The following is a 19,491-nucleotide window of genomic DNA, read 5'->3' as shown; positions in this document are numbered from 1 at the left end:
TATTTAAGACTTTCAGGTTGGGTATAGGTAGGCTAAACATAAAAAACCGCCCCAACATAATTGCAGGGACGGTCTTTTAAAAATTTTATCTAAGCTTGGCTTAGTTCTGTGGGCGGCTTTGTAGCGATTGAACCACTTTGTCGATACCCAAAGATCCTCCCTGAACCGGTGGGAATTCTTTAAAGGTCTCCAAGAACTTACCAACATAGGCCTGGGCCGGTACGAAGGTCCACATATTGTCGGCGAACCAACGGGTATACAGGGCAGACTTGTACGATACTTCGTATGGATCGGCGCGAAGGTTGATCAGAATAGGCCAAGAAGGGGTCTTTCTGTACGCTTCGTTAATGGCACCTTCCATGATGGTAAAATGCAATTTCCAATCTTTATAACGTAGGGCGTTCAAGTTACCACCAGCATCGAAATAGTAGATTTCGTTACGCAATGGATCTTTTACCTTCCCTTCCCAGAAAGGCTTCATATTGTAACCATCTAAATGTACCTTGAAGTTTTTACCATTGGCTTTGTACCCGGTCAATAATTGTTCTTTTACATTATCAACACCGGCAGCAGCCAAAAGGGTAGGCATCATGTCTTCGTGAGAGTAGATGTTGTTATCGATGGTTCCTGGCTTGATCACACCTGGCCAACGAATGGCACAAGGTACACGGAAACCACCTTCCCAAGTGGTACCTTTTTCACCGGCGAATGGGGTAGTACCACCATCGGGCCATGTAAATTTCTCGGCACCGTTATCGGTAGAGTACATGATTACGGTATTGTCTATGATCTTCAACTCTTCCAACTTGGCCAATACGGTACCAATGGCTTTGTCGTGCTCGGCCATACCATCGGGATAAAGACCGATTCCGGTTACACCTTGGCTTTCTTCCTTAAGGTGGGTCCAAACGTGCATACGGGTGGCACTCAACCAAACGAAGAAAGGCTTACCAGCTTTGTGGGCATTTTCGATAAATTTAATGGCAGCTGCGGTAAATTCCTCATCGGCAGTCTCCATACGCTTACGGGTCAAAGGCCCCGTATCTTCGATACGACCATCAGAATACGAATGGATTACCCCACGAGGTCCGAACTTTTTGTGGAACTCGGCATCTTTTGGGTAATAATAGGTTTCCGGCTCTTCTTCGGCGTTCAAGTGGTACAGGTTACCAAAGAACTCATCGAAACCGTGGTTGGTCGGTAAGTGCTCGTCGCGATCACCCAAGTGGTTCTTTCCGAACTGGCCCGAGGTATACCCTTGGTTCTTTAACAATTCGGCAATGGTAGGTTGGTCGGCTTGGATACCTTGTTTGGCACCAGGCATACCAATGGTCAAAAGTCCGGTACGGAAAGGGTGCTGCCCTAAAATAAAGGCGGCCCTACCTGCGGTACAGGATTGTTGTGCATACCAATCGGTGAACATGGCACCTTCGTTGGCGATTCGGTCAATGTTCGGGGTCTGGTACCCCATCATGCCGTGGTTGTACTTACTAATGTTGGCCCAACCGATGTCGTCTCCCCAGATAACGAGGATATTCGGCTTCTTGTTCTTCTGGGCCATCATAATAAATGGCATCGCCAAAAGGGCGATAAGCAAAGCGCTTCTTTTCATAGTTTTGAAAAATCTCAGTTAATATACTTGTTTAGTTATACTCTGAATAAAAGGACGAATCGATAAAGGGCAAATATATCCGACTAAACGTTCGGTATCACGCATCATTTTTCAACTATTCCCGAATGAGCGACACAAAAGCCTTGATTCTACACGTGTTTTACGCCTTATGGCCCCAAATTTAAGGATTTTTACCCTTGGCGGTATGTAAACTCCTAAAATTAAAGGGCTATTTTTATACAGATAGAAATCAGAACTATCCCTATCCCATAAAAATGTAGGTTGTTTCCTTCAAAACATACTTGCTTACGAGCTAATTATTCCGTTACTTGAATCCATTGGCCTTTGTTTCGGGCAGCATATTCGGCATCGTACATGGCCTCTACTTGGGCCCCTGGTAAATAATAGTACCCTAAATAGGAGGCATTGACCAATAATTTAAAGGTTTTGGTTTCGTTTTTCTTTAAATCGAAATAATGGTTTACCCTATCGTCCCTGATGTCAGAATAATCGGCTTGGGCTACTTCCCCATAGTCGGTAAATCGGGTGTTTATCACTTCCCAGCCACTAGGTAAAAAGGTAGTTAAGGCTACATCTTTTATCGGTTCAGCGTTTGTATTGGTAACGATAACCTCCATAACCAAATTGGTGCCTTGGGCCACCTTATCGACTACAATGCTGCCGCCTTTCTTATCTGTGAAACGTTGACTAAGCCTTAGGTTGCGTCCATAGGTTTTTTCTTGGCCAATGGGCAATTGCCCCGAATTCGATAGGGTAACGAAAAGGGTGTTTTCCCCCTGGTTTTTCAATTGTAGGCTATTGTGCCCTGGTTTTACTGAAACATTGCGAATCGCCGTAGCTTTTTCTGTCGATACTTTTCCGTTTGTACCCATATCCAATTGTATACCCTTGCCACCGACCCCTTTTGCGAATTTGCTCAAGGCCAAAAGGGCGTATGCCGTGGTTTGGGTACTCATCCATTTTGTTTCTTGAAGGTTTTTGGCGATGGCTTCGGCTATTTTCTGGGCTTTGGCCATATCTTCCAGTATCACATAGGTTTCCAAGGCCATGGCCTTATTGCGGGTCACCGAGCCATAGGAACGGTAATGGTTCCGGTCGTTAAAATCTGGTGTGGTACCCTGAAGCATTTCTTTCGCCACTTGTTTTTGACCCATAAGGGCATAGGCTGCCGCCAAACGATATTTGGCATTCGTAGAAAGTGTGGTTTTCTGCCGCAGTCGGTTCATGGCCCCCAGCTCTGCATTACCGGACAAAGCCAAGGTAAAGAGGCGGTAGGCTTGGTTAAGGTCGGAATGGTTGGTTCCGGCCCGCCAACGTTTCGCCGTATTTCTTTGGTAGTCTATCCAAGCTTGCTTAAATCCGATTGGGGCCACATAGCCTTGTTTTTCGGCTTCCAAGAAGAAATGGCCTACATAAGAGGTGCCCCAATCATTGGCGCGATTTTGGCTAGGCCAATACCCGAACCCGCCATTGGGTAATTGGTTCGATTTTAATCGGTCTATGGCTTGTTTAATATGTTTTTCAGCCTTTTGTTTACGATTGATATCCAAATCGAACATATCATCTAAATAGAGTTGGGGAAAGGCCGCCGAGGTAATTTGTTCTAAACAGCCATGCGGATAGCGAATCAAATTTTGCATACGGCCGTTAAAATTCATGGGAGGTAAGCTCGAAATATCCAGTTCGGTCCCATTGCTTCCGGCTACCCCAAAGGTATCCCAAGCCAAGCTGGTTTCAGATTTAGGCTGTAATACCAAATGTTGTAGGGTACTACTGATGGGGTTGGGGTTGCCCAAATCCATTTCCAGATCATAACTTGCCCTTTCCCCGGCACCTGAAGCTTTGATGCTAAGTTTGCCGATGGCTACACCTTCGGTGACTTCCAAGTCGAAATAGACCATTTTTTCACCGGGTTGATCAAATATTACTTGTTTCGAGCTGTCCCCCAGGTTTTTAAACCCGCTAAGACCATCGATCTTAACCGTAACCTTTTTTACTTTGGGTTCCATGGCAAAAACGGTTACTGGTACCTTGATTTTTTCACCAGGACTGGCTTTACGGGGCAGGGAGGCCAAGACCATCAGTGGTTTTTTGACCGGGGTCGATTTTTCGGCAAAACCATAACTCCCCACGTCGGAATCGTGTGCTACTACCATGGTACGTACCGCGCCAATGTATTTTGGAATGTTCAGGCTATGGGTATCGGTTTTACCCGCAGCTAGCGTAAATGGTCCTAAATGAAGAACCATAGGTTTGAACCGATTGGCTTTTTTGTTGTTCGCCCCGGCCAAGGCTCCATCGCCACCAATGGCAAAAATATGGTTGATTCGCCCGCCATAAGCGCCTACCACATCATCGAAAACGTCCCAGGTTTTTACGCCCAAGGCTTCTTTGGTATAAAAGGCATTCCAAGGGTCAGGGGTTTTAAAACGGGTTAGGTCCAATAAGCCTTCGTCTACCACAGCCAGTGTATACACCATGGGTTTGCCTTGTTTTTCCTTTACTTTAACAGTTACCTCGGTTTCCGGGCGTAGCGTATTAGGCATTTGGATCTCTGGGGCCAAACGGGTTTCCGGATTTTCTACCGCTATGGGTACTACCCCATACAAGCGCATGGGCGCATCGTTTTTAGTATTGGCATGGGGTTGTAAAAGTGATATATGGATAAATACATTGGGCGTGTAAAGTTCCGTAATCGGAAGTTCTACCTTGGTTTCCCCTTCTTGGGTGTTTACCCATTGGGCCTCCAATACCTCATTTCCATTTTCTACGGTCAATAGGGCACGCGACCCCAAGGAACTAGGAAAGCTGACCTGGGCGGTTTCCCCAGTATTATAGGTTTCCTTGTCGGTACTGAATCGGAGCATGCTGGCCTCGGTAGGGTCACCCTTTCGTGCCTTTCCGGCCCAGCCTGGCCAGTCGATATAAATGGTTTGCCCGGTTGCATGGCCACCCGAAGGGTCTTCTACCCGTACCAAATACCGGCCCCAATCGGGGTACTTGAGCTCAAAATCGAAATGGGCCTTTCCTTGGGTATCGGTATCCAAGGTTTTCGAAAAAACTTCTTCATGGTACCTACTGCTCTGATAATTCGATAGGTTGTCTGGGCCGCTTTCCCACCACCAGCGCCATTTTACCTTATGTATACTAACCTGTAAACCTTGGGTAGCCTTAGGTTTTCCTTCTGCCGTTACGGTTTGCAGTTCAAAACGATGCTGGGTATCGGTCAGAAGCATATTGCGTTTGCTGTCTCCTTTGGGTACCAAAAGCCCAACATAGGTATCGTATGGGGCATATTCGGCCGTGAATACATCGGTACTGAAATCGCCCCCATCTTCATAGACCTTGGTCAAGAAGGCCACGTTCAACTTTCCGGGCGCCTTGTTTTCAAGCTTAGGTCGCATACTGAAATGGGCCTTTCCCTCGCTATCCAATTTCCCCTTAAAGAGCTCTTGTTCTTCCCCGGAAAACGAACGGCTGGGGTCGTCGAATACATGGGCCGGATAAGCCGTGAACTGGGTTCGCTTTTGGTCGAATTTCGCCGAAACATCCAAATCTAGGTTTCGGGCCGTGGCACCGTGCAGCCATTTTACGGCTATTTCGGCCGCTATATTTTCTTGTATGGTCTTGGCGTTGCCTTTCAGTTGGGCCTGAATCTTTAATCGATTGGGTTTTATGGTTTCTATGCGCAACGATTTGGTAAATACGGCACCGCCCACCGACACTTTGGCCAGCCAAGGCCCAGTTTGGTCCGTAGCCTCGGTCTTGAGCCTGAAGTAATAGAGGTTTTCGGCATTTGTTTTTCGCAATTCCCGTTTGATCAACTTTTGGTACGGATCGAAAAGTTCAAGTTTTATGGGGTGACCACTAGGCAACGGATTGGCCTTGTCGTTAAGCATAAACGACAAATGCATCTCGTCCCCAGGGCGCCAAACCCCTCTTTCGGCGTAAATATACCCCTTGATGCCTTTTTGGATCTGGGCCCCTGAAACATTGAACTTACTCATCGAAAGGGCATTGCCATCCTTGAGTTTTAAATATGTTTTTTGGTTTTGGGCCTCTGCTACCACGAAATAAGCACTTTCTTCGGCATCGAAAATGGCCATTCCCTCTGCATCGGTAACCAAGGATCCCAATGGCTGTTGCTGGTAATTATAAAAGGTGAGTTTGGCCCCAGCCATGGGTTCGGTGTCCAATAGGTTGGTCACGGCTGCAAAATAGCTGTTGTTCGCCCCTTTTTTAATCGTAACCCCAATATCGGTGGCCAATACCGTAGCGTACTTCTTTTTGTCTACATAATAGGTGCCATGGCAGGGATTTTCCCTTTCGTTCCAGTCATAACCATTGTAATAACCGCCTTCGTAATAGTAGCTTTCAGAGCCATCCCAATAACTGGTTTCCGTCTCTTGGTCGTATTCGCTTTTGTCTTCTTTGTAGCCGTCAAAATACGTCTGTTCGCATTGGTAAAGGGATAGGGAGGGCCTAATATTGAACTCTACCTTATATAGAGCACCAGGTTCGGGTTCGATCAAAGTGGAGAGATCAAGCGCATGGGCGGTCCATTTCTCGGCACGGAAACCGGCTTGTGACTGTAGGTCTAAGGTTTTTTGGGCAATGGGGCGGGCTACCCGTTGGAGGTTGCCATAGCCTTCCAATTCGCGGGTCTGTAAAAACTGTAGCACGTTGTTTTCGAAAATGCGAAATACGCGCACATCGACCCCTTTAAGGTTTACGGTTTCAAAATTGATTTTTAGGTTATTGGAACTGGGTAAAAGCGTTCCGCTCGAAAGCACCTTGAGTTCGGGTTTAGGTTGTTCAAAGGCCACCCTCTCTTGAAAGGCCGCCTTTAAACTATAATCGTCTTCACTGGCAATACCCGGGAACACCTCTATTGATAGGGTGCCCGTTGTGGTTTTCGACGGATATACTTTTAAGGTATTGCCCGCAACCTTGAACTTTAATTTGGAATCGCCCTGAAGATTCACCAAACCTTTGAAATCTTGGTTTTTCTTTAAGGGATCCGAAAAATGGATTTCCAACATTTTGCTGGGCTGGGTCTGTACCTCTATTCGGGTAACACTAAAGTTGTCCTTACCCGGAATGGTCAATACATCACTGCCTTGGGTGGAAATGCCAAACGGACTCCCATCCCACTTAAGGTGTAATTCAGAATCGCTATCCTTTCTTTGGATACTGTCGAGTATAAAGGAAAACTGTCGGCCCTTTTCGGGGGGGCTTTGCAATGTAAACGAAACGGCTTCCCCTTCTTGGGTCGCCTTTATGAGTTGGGCCACCTCGGTTACGGCCATTAAATCGGCCAAGCGGATTTCTCCTTTTACATATTGTAGGTTTTTATCATAAGATTGAATGCCCTCGGTATAGACCGAAAATTGTTGTTTCAGGGTTTTGAAGGCAAAGGCGAAGGTACTTAACTTCTTATCGATATCCGGATATAAAACATCCATTTTCAGGCTAATACGATATTCGGTATCCTGTAATAAAGGAGAGTCGGGAATCCAAACCAAGGTCTTATCGTCCGCGAGTTGTAAGCTACCCTTGGTCTTTGGCGTAATTTCAACGAGATTGGGCTCAAGTACCGAACCAACTTCATAGGTAGAAAGGGGTTGGGCAAAAACCACTCGTATGGGATCATGGGTAGAGATAATCCCATGGGTAATCTGATTGATATATTCCGAATAACGATCGAGTTGGGATAAAGTAGCTTTGTTGCTTTTGTTTTTACAGGAAGAAAGGCTCAAAAAGCCTATAACGAGTAGGAGGTGGAAGATTTTCCTCATGGTAAAATGCTGGTTTCTATCGGTAAAGATACTGCATAATACTACGCGGTCGGTTTTAATAAAACGAGGATTTTATACCGTTAATCGACACGAACGTAGCTAATCGAAAATAATTGTGGTTCAAGGAATATTTCGGATCAACTCCTTCACCTTGCCTTAATATTGCTGTGTAGCGATCCCAAATCAGCTTATTAACCCCCGGCCCTCGAAACCCTACTTTTTCGAAGGTCAAACAAAATGAAGCGACCATGAAGAAGTTGTTGCCCTTGCTTTCTATTGCCTTATTTTTAGGGTTTGGATCTTGTACCAAAGAAGATATTGCCGAAACCCCTGCCATTTCCGATGCCATAAATGTGACCGGAATAGAGCAGGAGTTGATGATCATTGTTAACGATTATCGTAAATCGATCGGTCGTGTACCTTTGGCCTTGAATACTGAAGCCTATGAGGCCGCCCAAGCCCACAACAACTACATGATTAGCAAAGGGGAATTGAGTCATGATAATTTCAGTGCCCGGGCCACAGCGCTTTCTGCAAAAACATCGGCCGAAATGATTGCTGAAAACGTAGCCAAGGATTATGAAACGGCACAAGCGGCTTTTGACAAATGGATGTCGAGTAAAGGACACCGCCTAAACATTGAAAGCAATTTTACCCATACCGGAATTTCCGTTAAAAGCGATGCTGAAGGTAACTACTACTTTACCCAAATGTTTTACAGATAAACTGTCTCTGAAAAGAACAGCGGTTATTTAGTGACCGTCTTGGTCTTGGTTCATGTTTTTTAGGGAAACTTCGAGTTTTACATTTCTACATACATCTTCAATACTTTAATAGATATAGGTATATACGGGCCACTCATCAAAGTTTTATACTTTAGCAGGGTATAAAACCCGAGTATATGGCTATAGCGCTTCCGTTTAACCTAACCCAGTGGATTGCCGAAAATAGGGAGTTGCTCAAACCCCCGGTTGGCAATAAGAACCTCTATACCGAATCTGGGGATTATATCGTTATGATCGTGGCCGGACCCAATGCCAGGAAAGATTACCATTATAACGAGACCGAAGAACTGTTTTACCAGCTCGAAGGACATATTCAAGTTCATATTCAAGAAGATGGTAAAAAACGAACCATGGCCTTGGGCCCCGGTGATATGTTCTTGTTGCCCGCCAAAATACCCCACTCACCCGTGCGTAGCGAAAATTCGTTGGGCCTGGTCATCGAACGTAAACGCGAGGCTGCCAGTGGTGAAGATGGTTTGTTGTGGTTCTGCGATGGCTGTAACCACAAATTACACGAGGTGTATTTTCCCTTACACGACATCGAAAAAGACTTTTTGGGCCATTTTCAAGATTTCTATACCTCCGAAAGCTTACGTACTTGTGAAAAATGTGGTACGGAAATGCCGGTCGATACCCGTTTTCTACCCTAATATTGCAGCAGTATGTAACATCGGACTTCTTTACCAATTGACTTAAAGAAGTTTCGTACTTTTGTGACGATTACAACATTCAACAATTAAAAAGTTATAAATATGTCAACTCTTGCCACTTTTGGTATGGATGAAGCCCTAAAGGAATTGGGAATACAAGCCGTAAATGCAGGAACCTCTACAGGATCGCAGCAAATGTCTTCCAATGAACTTATCGAATCGTATTCACCTGTAGATGGTCAATTGATCGGTAAGGTGAGCACCACTTCTAAGGAAGATTATGAAAAGGTTATGCAAACGGCCCAGGCTGCCTTTGCCGAGTGGCGCGTAAAGCCTGCACCACTACGTGGCGAGATCGTTCGCCAATTCGGGGAAAAGCTTCGCGAAAAAAAGGAGGCCTTGGGTAAATTGGTTTCCTACGAAATGGGTAAATCGTACCAAGAAGGTTTGGGCGAGGTGCAGGAAATGATCGACATATGCGATTTTGCCGTAGGTCTGTCGCGTCAATTACACGGATTAACCATGCATTCCGAACGTCCCGGGCACCGTATGTACGAGCAGTATCACCCGTTGGGTATCGTGGGTATCATATCCGCTTTTAACTTTCCGGTGGCCGTTTGGTCTTGGAATACCGCCTTGGCCTGGATCTGTGGTGATGTCTGTGTGTGGAAACCTTCAGAAAAAACACCGCTTTGTGGGGTAGCCTGTCAGAATATCATTGCCGAGGTATTGGCCGAGAATAATTTGCCGGAAGGAATTTCCTGTTTGATCAATGGGGATTATAAAGTTGGTGAATTTATGACCAAAGACGCCCGTATTCCTTTGGTTTCCGCTACCGGTTCTACACGAATGGGTAAAATCGTAGCCAGTGAGGTGGCAGGCCGTCTAGGAAAATCGCTTTTGGAATTGGGCGGTAACAATGCCATTATCGTAACCCCGGATGCCGATATTAAAATGACCGTAATCGGGGCCGTATTTGGTGCCGTAGGTACGGCCGGTCAGCGTTGTACCTCTACCCGTCGTTTGATCATACACGAATCGATCTACGATCAGGTAAAAGATGCCGTTGTGGCCGCTTATGGTCAATTGCGTATCGGAAATCCCTTGGATGAAAACAACCATGTGGGACCACTTATCGATACCGATGCCGTAGGTATGTATTCTGCCGCTTTGGAAAAGGTAGTTGCCGAAGGAGGTAACATCTTGGTAGAAGGTGGTGTACTACAAGGCGAAGGCTACGAAAGTGGTTGCTATGTGAAGCCGGCCATTGCCGAAGCCAATAACGAGTTCGAAATCGTACAGCACGAGACTTTTGCCCCGGTATTGTATCTCTTGAAATACAGTGGCGATGTGGCTGATGCCATAGCTATCCAAAACGGGGTGGCCCAAGGGTTGTCTTCGGCCATTATGACCAATAACCTTCGCGAAGCCGAGCGTTTCTTGTCACATGCCGGATCTGACTGTGGTATTGCCAATGTGAATATCGGAACCTCTGGGGCCGAAATCGGTGGTGCCTTCGGTGGTGAAAAAGAAACCGGTGGCGGGCGCGAGTCCGGTTCCGATGCCTGGAAAGTGTATATGCGCAGACAAACCAATACCATCAATTATACGACCGATCTGCCCTTGGCCCAAGGGATTAAGTTCGACTTATAATCCGAATTGGTTTTAAAATATCGAAAACCCGCTGTACATTACAGTGGGTTTTTTTGTGAGTCGAATTGACCAATAATCCCATTTTTCGATTTTTGTCAATCTAACTGTTATAGCACCAATGACCGAAAAACAAAAAATGCTACAAGGCCTAAAGTATGATTCTCGGGATCCTGAATTGTTGGCCCTGTACCATACCGCCCGTGCCTTAATGCAGCAGTACAATACACTGGATTCTACAGCCCTGGATACACGGAGACAAATTTTGCAGGAAATGCTTGGTGAAGTAGGACAAGGGGTATGGATTGTAGCTCCGTTTTTTTGCGACTATGGCGAATTTGTCCAGATAGGCGAAGGTACCTTCGTAAATGCCAATGGTATGTTTATGGACAATAACCATATCCGTATCGGCGCGAACGGTCTCATTGGCCCCGGGGTGCATATCTATACGGCCACCCATCCGTTAAAGGCCAGCGAACGCATTGTAAAAACCGAAGAAGGCTCCCGTTATCTTACGGCCTCCAAACCGGTGTATATTGGAGATAATGTGTGGGTAGGGGGGCAAGTGGTCATTTGTCCGGGGGTTACTATCGGCAATAATGTTACCATTGGGGCCGGCAGCGTGGTTACCAAAGATGTACCTGATAATGTATTGGTTTTGGGCCATCCGGCCAAAGTAGTTAAAGCACTCTAATGGAAAATGTATTATTTGAAACCGATTGGCTGGAGGTGCACCATCTCGTTTTAGAAGATGCGGCCCCATATATACAAATGCATGGCGATGCCGAGGTCATGGACCAAATCCCGGCGCCATTAATGTCGCAGCAGGAGGCCTTGGCCGATCTAAAGTTGCACATCAACAATACAGGGAATGCGAACGTAAAAGTGAAGATTTACGCCATTGCCGAGAAAAAGTCCGGTGAATTCATTGGAACATGCGCCTTGGTCGATATGGACGATAATCAAGTTGAAATTGGGTATAGGTTGCAAAAGGCATATTGGGGCCAAGGCTTTGGTACCGAACTGGCACAGGGTTTGATCGCTTTTGCCTTTGAACAATTCGATTATTCTTCCGTATTAGGTATTGCCGATGCCGAAAACTTGGCCTCAAAACGTATTTTAGAACAGCTAATGACCTTACAAAAGGAAACCGTGGATCCCGATTCGGGCCGACCCGAATTCCATTATACGGTTAGTAGAAAGCAATTTCAGCAACAAAACAAGCAACCCAAAACCTAATGTATGGATAGCGATTTGCATAGGACGCTTAGCCAATTGGGGCGGGAACTCTCGGTAAAGACACTTCAGACCTTAATCGATGTGGGCGATACCGTTAATAGGTTGTACTTGATTAAGGAAGGCGGCCTGGTGCTGAACCATGTTCACCCAAAAACAGGCGAGGAAAGGGCAATTAATTTTTTTATCCCGGGTTTTCATCCCATTGCCACGGCGGCGGAACCCTATTATTTGGGTACACCATCGATCTATACCCTAAAGGCCTTTACCCCGACCCAACTTGTGGAATTGACCAAACCCGATTTTGACGCATTCGTGAACAGCTCTCCATGGGCGGCCCAGATGCAGGATATTGGCGTTCGCGCCTTGCTCGAAAAGAACACCCTGCGAGCCATGTTGATCAGCTTAAGTAGTTTGGAGATGTTGCAGTACCTGCAAGAACATTACCCTGCCATTTTACAGCAGGTACCTTCTAAGTACATAGCCGATTTTTTAGGGATTAGCCCGCAATGGCTCAGTAAACTGAAACATCAGCTATAAAAACCGCATTTCTGAAATTAGTTTCAGCCCATTGATCGGATGGCTTCGGAACTTTGTCTTCGAATCGAAAATGCCTTTGGATTATGGCAAAACATTGGACGGCGCAAGACATTCCAAATCAAAGTGGGAAAAAAGTACTAATAACTGGCGGTAATAGGGGGTTGGGGTTTCAAATGGCTTTGGAATTGGCCCGTAAACAGGCCCAGGTTACCTTGGCCTGTAGAAGCACCCGTAAGGGCAATGCGGCTGCAGAACGGATACGGTCCTTATTGGGGGCGGCAGTTCAGGTTGAGGTGTTGGCCCTGGATCTAAATGACCTAGAATCCATACGCGATTTTACGGGGGCCTATAAAGAACGGCATAACAGCTTGGATATACTCATTAACAATGCCGCGGTGGTCAACCTTAAGGAAAAATCCACCAACCCAATGGGTTGGGAGATGCATATGGCTACCAATCATTTGGGCCATTTTGCCCTTACGGCACAACTGTATCCAATTATCCGAGATACCGAAGGCGCCCGTGTGGTAACCATGGGCAGTGGGGCGCATAAATTCGGTACGCTCGACCTGTCGGATATCCACTGGGAAAAAAGGCCCTATGACCGCAGTATTTCCTATGGTGATAGTAAACTGGCCAATATGTTGTTTATGCGCAAATTGCAGCAAAAGTTCGAAACCGAAGGGGTTAACGCCATTTCGGTAGGGGCGCATCCGGGGCTATCTGCGACTGAAAGGCAACAAAGTATAGGGATTGGCGGTTGGCTAACCAAGATCATGGCCCAACCGGTCAGTAAAGGGGTTTTGCCCGCCTTAAGGGCCGCTACCGACCCCGAGGTAAAAGGCGGTGCGTACTATGGCCCGCGCTACATGATCTGTGGCTACCCCATCTTGGCAGGTTTAGATAAAAAAGCCCTCGACCAAAAAAAGGCCGATACCCTTTGGGAATTGTCCGAACATTTGACCCGAACCACTTTCTAATGCCGTATACCGCCAATATAATCGGAGCCACGGGTTTGGTGGGGAAACTATTGGTATCCCTTTTGCTGAACGATTCGGAATGCCAAGAACTTCACATATTGGTCAGGCGCCCGAGCGGATTTTCGCATCCAAAATTAAAAGAACATCGTATTGATTTTGACCAAGACCTTGACTATATAAAAGCCATATCCGGACATGTATTGTTCTCCTGTTTGGGTACCACTTTGGCCCAGGCCGGTAGTAAGCAGGCCCAACGAAAGGTAGATTATGACTACCAGTTAAAAGCCGCAAGGGCAGCTAAGGTCAACGGATTGCAAAATTATGTACTGGTTTCTTCACCTTATGCCAAATTGCATGCTAGGAATTACTACCGCCATATGAAGGCAGAGCTGGAGGTGGCCATAGAAAAGCTTCAATTTGGCCATACCACGATCTTGCAGCCCGGCGGATTGATAGGCAAGCGGGAAAAGCCTCGAAAAGGTGAAACTATGGGGTTGACGGTCATGAAATGGCTAACGGAAAACCTTCCTTTTTTACGGAAATATAGCCCAATAGATTCCGGCTTGGTGGCCAAGGCCATGTACCATGCGTATAAACGTCCTTCGGAAATGACCCTGCGCCGGGTTTCTTGGACACAGATAAATGAGTTGGCCCAATAGCGAACTTGTACCGTATTTTTTATACTTTGGAAGCCATCATCGATCATCAATTATGAAAACTTCCTTTACCCCTTTATTTTATTGGGTTTTGTTTTTGGGGATATTCTCTGGAATCTCGCAACCTATTACACCGGATACCGCCACCTTTAAAAAAGAACTAAAGTCGTTAGAGCATTTCTTCAATATTCCGGGTTTGGCGGCCGTGGTATCCCAAAACGACAGTCTGATTTTCGAGAACTATTCAGGTTTCGCCGATTATGAAACGAGTACACGGGTCAATGCCGGGACATTGTTTCCCGTGGCTTCAATAACCAAAGTTTTTAGCGGGGTTTTGGCGCATCAATTGGTTAAGGAAGGTGTTTTGGATTTCGAGACAAAGGCGAATACTTATGGGCCTTTCGAAAATTTGGGCGATTCCATTTTGGTGAAACACATACTCTCCCATACCTCTGAAGGGAAGCTCGGATCCCGTTTCCATTACAGTGCTCGCTTTGGGTTGCTGACCCCGATTCTCGAAAAGTCAAGTGGGCGAACTTTTGCCGACTTAATGCAGCAGCGTATTTTGGATCCCTTGGCTATGGACCAAAGTTTTTTATTGAATGATGAAGATCAAGTAAAACAAATGGGGATCCGTTTGGCCACCCCCTATTTTTTGGATCCACAGCCCGAGAAATGTTTTATTGAATATGGGTACTCCGCCTCGGCCGGTTTGGTATCAACGGCAAGGGAATTGCTTCGGTTTTCCCAAGCCTTGCCTACCGATACCCTGCTGAGCCCAAAAGCAAAAACAGCAATGTTTACCCCATTTTATACTGGGTCGCCCTATGGCATGGGTATTTTTACGACTTCGTGGGAAGGCCATGGACTACTTTGGGCCTATGGGCAATACGATTGTTATTCGAGCCTAATGCTGCAAATACCTGAACTGGATCTGCATTTGGTTCTATTGGCCAACAACAATTTAATGAGCGACCCGGCCCGCTTGATCTATGGCGATATTAGCAGTTCTTTGTTCGCCTTATCCTTTTTAAAGAATTTTGTTTCCCCGGCAGATCAAACGCCTTTGTTTTATAAGCTTAACGGAAAGGGGCAAGAACGGAATCGGACAGTTTTGGACAAGCAGTTGTTGATCGCCCAGGCTTTGGCCGAGGGATTTATGGCCCGGTTCGATCCTTCAAAGATCAAGAAGGCGGAACTGGTATTAAAAAGATTGTTTGCTGAGTACCCAGATTACCTCACCTATGCCAATGCCCAACTATTGCATACCCTGGCGGCACTTAAAGATACTTCCTTCCACTACGATCAAGGGCCATTTACGACTTTTGATACCGAATTTGAGGCCATTGGCAAATACCTGATTCAAAAGGAACCTGATAATCCGTACCTACACCTATATATGGGGGGCTACTACACCCATTTGGGTCAAATAGAACGGGCCCGACCCCATTATTTGGCGCTAGTAAATGCTAAAAACCAACGTGAACATTGGTATACCCGTGAGGCAGCGGAATGGTTGGCCGAGCATCCGTAGTGAAAGTCCCTTGGTAATTAAAAATGGCTATCTTGTTGGAAAACAACCATTATGCTTACGAAGAATCGTTATTCCATCAAAGAATTGTTGTATTGGACCAGAAAGGAGACCTTTTATATCGGACTCTATGTAACCTTGATCGCCATATTATATAGTGTGGTGGGCCTAGAGTTTTTGAACCTACCTTGGACCCCCATTGCCCTAATCGGTACGGCCGTGGCCTTTATCATCGGATTTCAGAACAGTGCCGCCTATGGCCGTATATGGGAAGCCAGGAAAATTTGGGGCGGTATCGTGAACAGTTCGCGCAGCTGGGGCATGAAGGTGCGCGATATGGTCTCGGATGAAAAAGAGGTGCATATTTTGGTCTATAGGCATATCGCCTGGATGACGGCCCTACGTTATGCTATGCGCCAGGCCCGTACTTGGGAAGTTAGCCACAAGGAAAAAACCAATAAGGAATGGATGGATATCATTAAGCCACCCGAAAAACAGTTGGCTTTGGAAGAAGCGTTACGACCGTATCTCGATGCCGGGGAATTGGATTATGTTTTGAGTAAAAACAACAAACAAACCGCCCTGCTCTATATACAATCGAAACATTTGAAGCGGTTACAAGAAGATGGGAAACTTTGGGAGTTTTCCTTTTTGGAGCTGGAAAAGCTGTTGGAGGAATTTTTCACCTTGCAAGGGAAATCGGAGCGCATCAAGAACTTTCCGTATCCACGCCAATATGCCACCCTTTCGCATTTTTTCGTACGCCTTTTCGTTTTAATGCTTCCTTTTGGCATTATTCCGGAATTCGTCACTATTGGCGAAAGCCTTATGGAGACCCATCCTTTGATAGCGCCTTATTTTAAGTGGCTTTGCATTCCATTTTGTACCGCCGTGTCTTGGGTGTTCTATACCATGGAACGTATCGGTAGGGTAGGCGAGAACCCGTTTGAAGGTTCGGCCAACGATGTACCTATTTCCTCCATTTCTCGGGGCATTGAAATAGATCTACGACAGATGATGAATGAAGATCATGCCGGTATCCCGGAACAATTCCCGCAATACCATCATGTGCAGTTGTAATATCATTTCAATTTTGAATTGGTATAAAATGTGAAACAGTGGCAAAAAAAGAACCCGAAACCTTGTGGGGAGGCTTCGGGTATCTTTAACCAACTAACTCTAACTAACTCAATTTTTTAAAAAACCCTACTTCAATGCCGTGACCTTGCCGGGAGAAATAGGGTTATATCCTAAGTATTGTACTAATGTGTAAAATATACGGCAAAGAAAGGGTGCTTGGATTACGTAAAACAGAAAAAATGTATAGGTGGTAGAAATTCATGTATTTCTGGTAAAACCACGCTCCGAAAATGTGCACCAAGCCCTTGTTTTTCGTGCGTAAAAACATTTAAACGTGCAGAAAATCACTACGTTATGTATTTTTTTAATAAATTAGGAAACATAATCCAACCATCATGTCAAAGAAAAGCCTCTACTTGCTGGGTATACTGGCAACCATAATTCTGGGTACCCTGCTCTATATAAAGTTGTGTAGTTGCTGTACCAACGAAACCCAAGAAACTGTACCCATAGCGCCCACCGAACAGACAGTTGTTCCTGGTACTTCCTATCCTTTTCAGGTATCTTCCGGAGATTTTTCCGTCGATTATCAAGAGAACTTCAACTTTGCCGAATCCGATTTTAAAATCGTTGACCCTTTGCACCAAAAAGTTACCGCAGGGGTGTTTGCCTTACAAAAATTTTTGGAAGGACAGCCGAACCAGACCTTAAGTATTACCGGGTTCTACGATGAAAATGAAGAGAACAATTCCGCTTTTCCGAATCTGGGAATGGCCCGGGCGAATGCTATTAAGAATTTTATGGTGGGCAAAGGTATTCCTGTAGGACAACTGGTCATTAATGGTATGGCCAAAAGCGGGATGGAACCCACAGAAGGTATTTATTTAGGACCTTGCGCCTTTTCCATAAACACTACAGAATTACCCGAGGAAGGGGCCCTGGAGGCCTTGGCCAAAAAAATCACCGACGACCCCCTTCAGCTGAGGTTTGAAACCGGGGAGAGTAAGATTTATTTAAACGCCCAACAGCGCCAGAAGTTTGCCGATATCGTTTCTTATCTCGATAAAGATCCCAATGCCACATGTATTATTGAAGGGCATACCGATAATACGGGGACCCCGGAAACCAATATGGCCCTAGGGAAAGAGCGTGCCGAATTTGCCAAAAAATATCTTATCCGTCAGGGCTTGGCGCCCAAACGGATCGAGACGGTTTCCTTTGGAAGTGAACGGCCCATTGCCACCAATGATACCGAAGCAGGGCGTGCCCAGAACCGTAGGACCGTAATCAATATTCAACAATAACTTTTTAACCACCTAATATGGATTTTGAAAATATGAACATTTGGTGCTGGCTAATTCCGGCACTTGTTGGCCTTATCTCGGCCATACTCGGCTATTTGTTAGGAAAGGCCAGTGGCACTAGTGACGAGGATGAGCTTACACGTCTTCGCGATGCCAATGCCCAATTACAGGCCGATCTCGATGTTTGCGGCAAAAACCTTGAAGTTGCAAAGCTGGCCGCTGTAATACCATTCGATGCCGATTTAGCCAAGGCGGTCTTTGGTAAAAAAGTAAAAGTGAACGATTTAAAGATCGTTGAAGGTATTGGACCCAAGATAGAACAGCTGTTTCAGGCCGATGGTATCGATACCTGGAAAGCACTTGCCGATACCGATGTAGATCGCTGTAAGGCCATTTTAAAGAGCGGGGGCGAAAAATTCAAGGTACACGACCCTACCTCTTGGCCGTTACAGGCGAAAATGTGCTACCACAACCAATGGCACGAATTGCTTAAATGGCAAGACGAGCATAAGGGCGGGCGTATGTAATTATTACGGCATATTTAAAAAGCAAAAAGCCTTGGAGATATGTTCTACAAGGCTTTTTGTTGTTATAGTCTTTTGGGTATTACATCATGCCGTTGGCTTCTACCCATTTAAAACGCATTTGGTCTTGAGGGAAACTCATACGTTCGGCAATACGTTCTAAACGCTCTGGTAAACGCATGAGGTAGTCACGGGCCTTTTCGGCCTGATCGTTTAGATCGCGTACCGACCCCAAATCCCAATAGAGGTTCAGTTTGCGTAGAATGTCTACATAATCTTGGGCGGTATAGACTCCTAAACGTTGGGCGCAATTGGAAAAGTTCTCAAAAGCAACCCCGATACCTTCACCCGACTCCCGAAGGAAATGGGCCGGCATCACTATTTTTTTCTTCATCATATCGGCAAAGGCCAACATCATTTCAGAAGGATCGTATTCAAATATGACCTTTACGAACTCGCGATAGGCCAAATGGTGGCGCATTTCGTCACCCGCGATCAGGCTACACATTTTGGCCAGCATTTTATTGCCTTGTTTTTTGGCCAAAAGCCCAACACGCTTGTGTGAGATATTGGTGGCCAGTTCTTGAAAACTGGTGTAAACAAAATTGCGATAAGGATCATGGTCGGTACCGATATCGAAACCATCGGCGATCAAATATTGTGTAGTTACTTCTACCTCACGCATATTCACACGGCCCGATAGATAGAGATACTTGTTCAATACATCGCCATGGCGGTTTTCTTCGGCGGTCCAGTGGCGTACCCATTTGGCCCAGGCATTTCCGGCTTCTGGTCGCTGGTCTACCCCATCGAGGTTCATTAACCACGATTCGTAAGTAGGTAGGGCCTCTTCGGTAATGGTATCGGCCACCATGGTTACCCAGAAATCATAGCCCAATTCTTTGGACTCCTCCCGAAGTTGGTGTACATCGGTCAGGAAGTTCTCACTCTCTGAATCTGGAAGAAAATCGGAGGGTTGCCATATCTTTTCGATGGGCATAAGGTATTTTTCCATAAAACCATCGACCTGACACTCAATGGTCTTCATTACTTCACGCCTAATATTTTCTATCTTATCCATCGTAGCTGCATTTGTGGCGGCAAGGTCTCGATTTCTATTGACA

15 protein-coding genes are annotated in these 19,491 nt (G+C 45.9%); 12 read left to right on the top strand and 3 right to left on the bottom strand.

The features are described from left to right. Nucleotides 1-100: 100 nt before the first annotated feature. Nucleotides 101-1,612 (bottom strand): arylsulfatase, encoded by a 1,512-nt coding sequence (locus B7P33_RS05930; RefSeq protein ID WP_097441049.1) that lies wholly within the window; start codon nt 1,610-1,612, stop codon nt 101-103. 317 nt (nt 1,613-1,929) lie between these two features. Next, a complete protein-coding gene (locus B7P33_RS05925) occupies nt 1,930-7,431 on the bottom strand; it encodes an alpha-2-macroglobulin family protein (RefSeq protein WP_097441048.1) in 5,502 nt (1,833 codons plus the stop codon). A gap of 248 nt (nt 7,432-7,679) precedes the next feature. Between B7P33_RS05925 and B7P33_RS05920 the strand changes: the two genes are divergently transcribed. The 12 genes from B7P33_RS05920 (at nt 7,680) to B7P33_RS05865 (ending at nt 18,370) form a co-directional block, all read left to right on the top strand. Then, complete coding sequence (locus B7P33_RS05920) at nt 7,680-8,156, top strand: CAP domain-containing protein (RefSeq protein ID WP_097441047.1); 477 nt, start codon at nt 7,680-7,682, stop codon at nt 8,154-8,156. A 176-nt stretch (nt 8,157-8,332) separates the two neighbouring features. Continuing rightward, nucleotides 8,333-8,866 carry a 3-hydroxyanthranilate 3,4-dioxygenase gene (locus B7P33_RS05915; RefSeq protein ID WP_097441046.1) on the top strand — a complete coding sequence of 178 codons (534 nt, stop codon included), beginning with the start codon at nt 8,333-8,335 and terminating at the stop codon, nt 8,864-8,866. A gap of 102 nt (nt 8,867-8,968) precedes the next feature. Beyond that, on the top strand, nt 8,969-10,519 hold the full coding sequence (amaB, locus tag B7P33_RS05910; RefSeq protein ID WP_097441045.1) for an L-piperidine-6-carboxylate dehydrogenase: 1,551 nt from the start codon (nt 8,969-8,971) through the stop codon (nt 10,517-10,519). A gap of 118 nt (nt 10,520-10,637) precedes the next feature. Then, nucleotides 10,638-11,210 (top strand): sugar O-acetyltransferase, encoded by a 573-nt coding sequence (locus B7P33_RS05905; protein ID WP_097441044.1) that lies wholly within the window; start codon nt 10,638-10,640, stop codon nt 11,208-11,210. Then, nucleotides 11,210-11,755, top strand: a complete 546-nt coding sequence (locus B7P33_RS05900) for a GNAT family N-acetyltransferase (protein ID WP_097441043.1) — start codon at nt 11,210-11,212, stop codon at nt 11,753-11,755. The genes B7P33_RS05905 and B7P33_RS05900 overlap by 1 nt, the downstream gene beginning before the upstream one ends. A 3-nt stretch (nt 11,756-11,758) precedes the next feature. Next, nucleotides 11,759-12,292: a Crp/Fnr family transcriptional regulator gene (locus tag B7P33_RS05895; protein ID WP_097441042.1), complete on the top strand. Its 534-nt coding sequence runs from the start codon at nt 11,759-11,761 to the stop codon at nt 12,290-12,292. 83 nt (nt 12,293-12,375) lie between these two features. Further along, nucleotides 12,376-13,272: an oxidoreductase gene (locus B7P33_RS05890; protein ID WP_097441041.1), complete on the top strand. Its 897-nt coding sequence runs from the start codon at nt 12,376-12,378 to the stop codon at nt 13,270-13,272. Further along, entirely contained in the window at nt 13,272-13,931 is a 660-nt protein-coding gene (locus B7P33_RS05885) for an NAD(P)H-binding protein (RefSeq protein ID WP_097441040.1), read from the top strand. Before B7P33_RS05890 ends, B7P33_RS05885 begins: the two co-directional genes overlap by 1 nt. Nucleotides 13,932-13,983: 52 nt before the next feature. Next, on the top strand, nt 13,984-15,462 hold the full coding sequence (locus B7P33_RS05880) for a serine hydrolase domain-containing protein (protein WP_172435864.1): 1,479 nt from the start codon (nt 13,984-13,986) through the stop codon (nt 15,460-15,462). Nucleotides 15,463-15,513: 51 nt separating this feature from the next. Further along, the gene (locus B7P33_RS05875) at nt 15,514-16,539 is read left to right on the top strand and encodes a bestrophin family protein (RefSeq protein WP_097441038.1); all 1,026 of its coding nucleotides are present in this window, start codon (nt 15,514-15,516) and stop codon (nt 16,537-16,539) included. Nucleotides 16,540-16,934: 395 nt separating this feature from the next. Beyond that, entirely contained in the window at nt 16,935-17,843 is a 909-nt protein-coding gene (locus tag B7P33_RS05870; protein WP_097441037.1) for an OmpA family protein, read from the top strand. Between the two features lie 17 nt (nt 17,844-17,860). Further along, nucleotides 17,861-18,370 carry a hypothetical protein gene (locus B7P33_RS05865; RefSeq protein WP_097441036.1) on the top strand — a complete coding sequence of 170 codons (510 nt, stop codon included), beginning with the start codon at nt 17,861-17,863 and terminating at the stop codon, nt 18,368-18,370. Nucleotides 18,371-18,449: 79 nt separating this feature from the next. Here B7P33_RS05865 and B7P33_RS05860 read toward each other — a convergent pair whose 3' ends face one another. Beyond that, nucleotides 18,450-19,448 carry an acyl-ACP desaturase gene (locus B7P33_RS05860; protein WP_097441035.1) on the bottom strand — a complete coding sequence of 333 codons (999 nt, stop codon included), beginning with the start codon at nt 19,446-19,448 and terminating at the stop codon, nt 18,450-18,452. Nucleotides 19,449-19,491: the final 43 nt, after the last annotated feature.

Origin of the sequence: Sediminicola luteus (assembly GCF_002514735.1) — a bacterium.
GTDB lineage: Bacteria > Bacteroidota > Bacteroidia > Flavobacteriales > Flavobacteriaceae > HQA918.
Note: the sequence above shows the minus strand (reverse complement) of the source record. Positions and strands in the feature narration are given on the sequence as shown.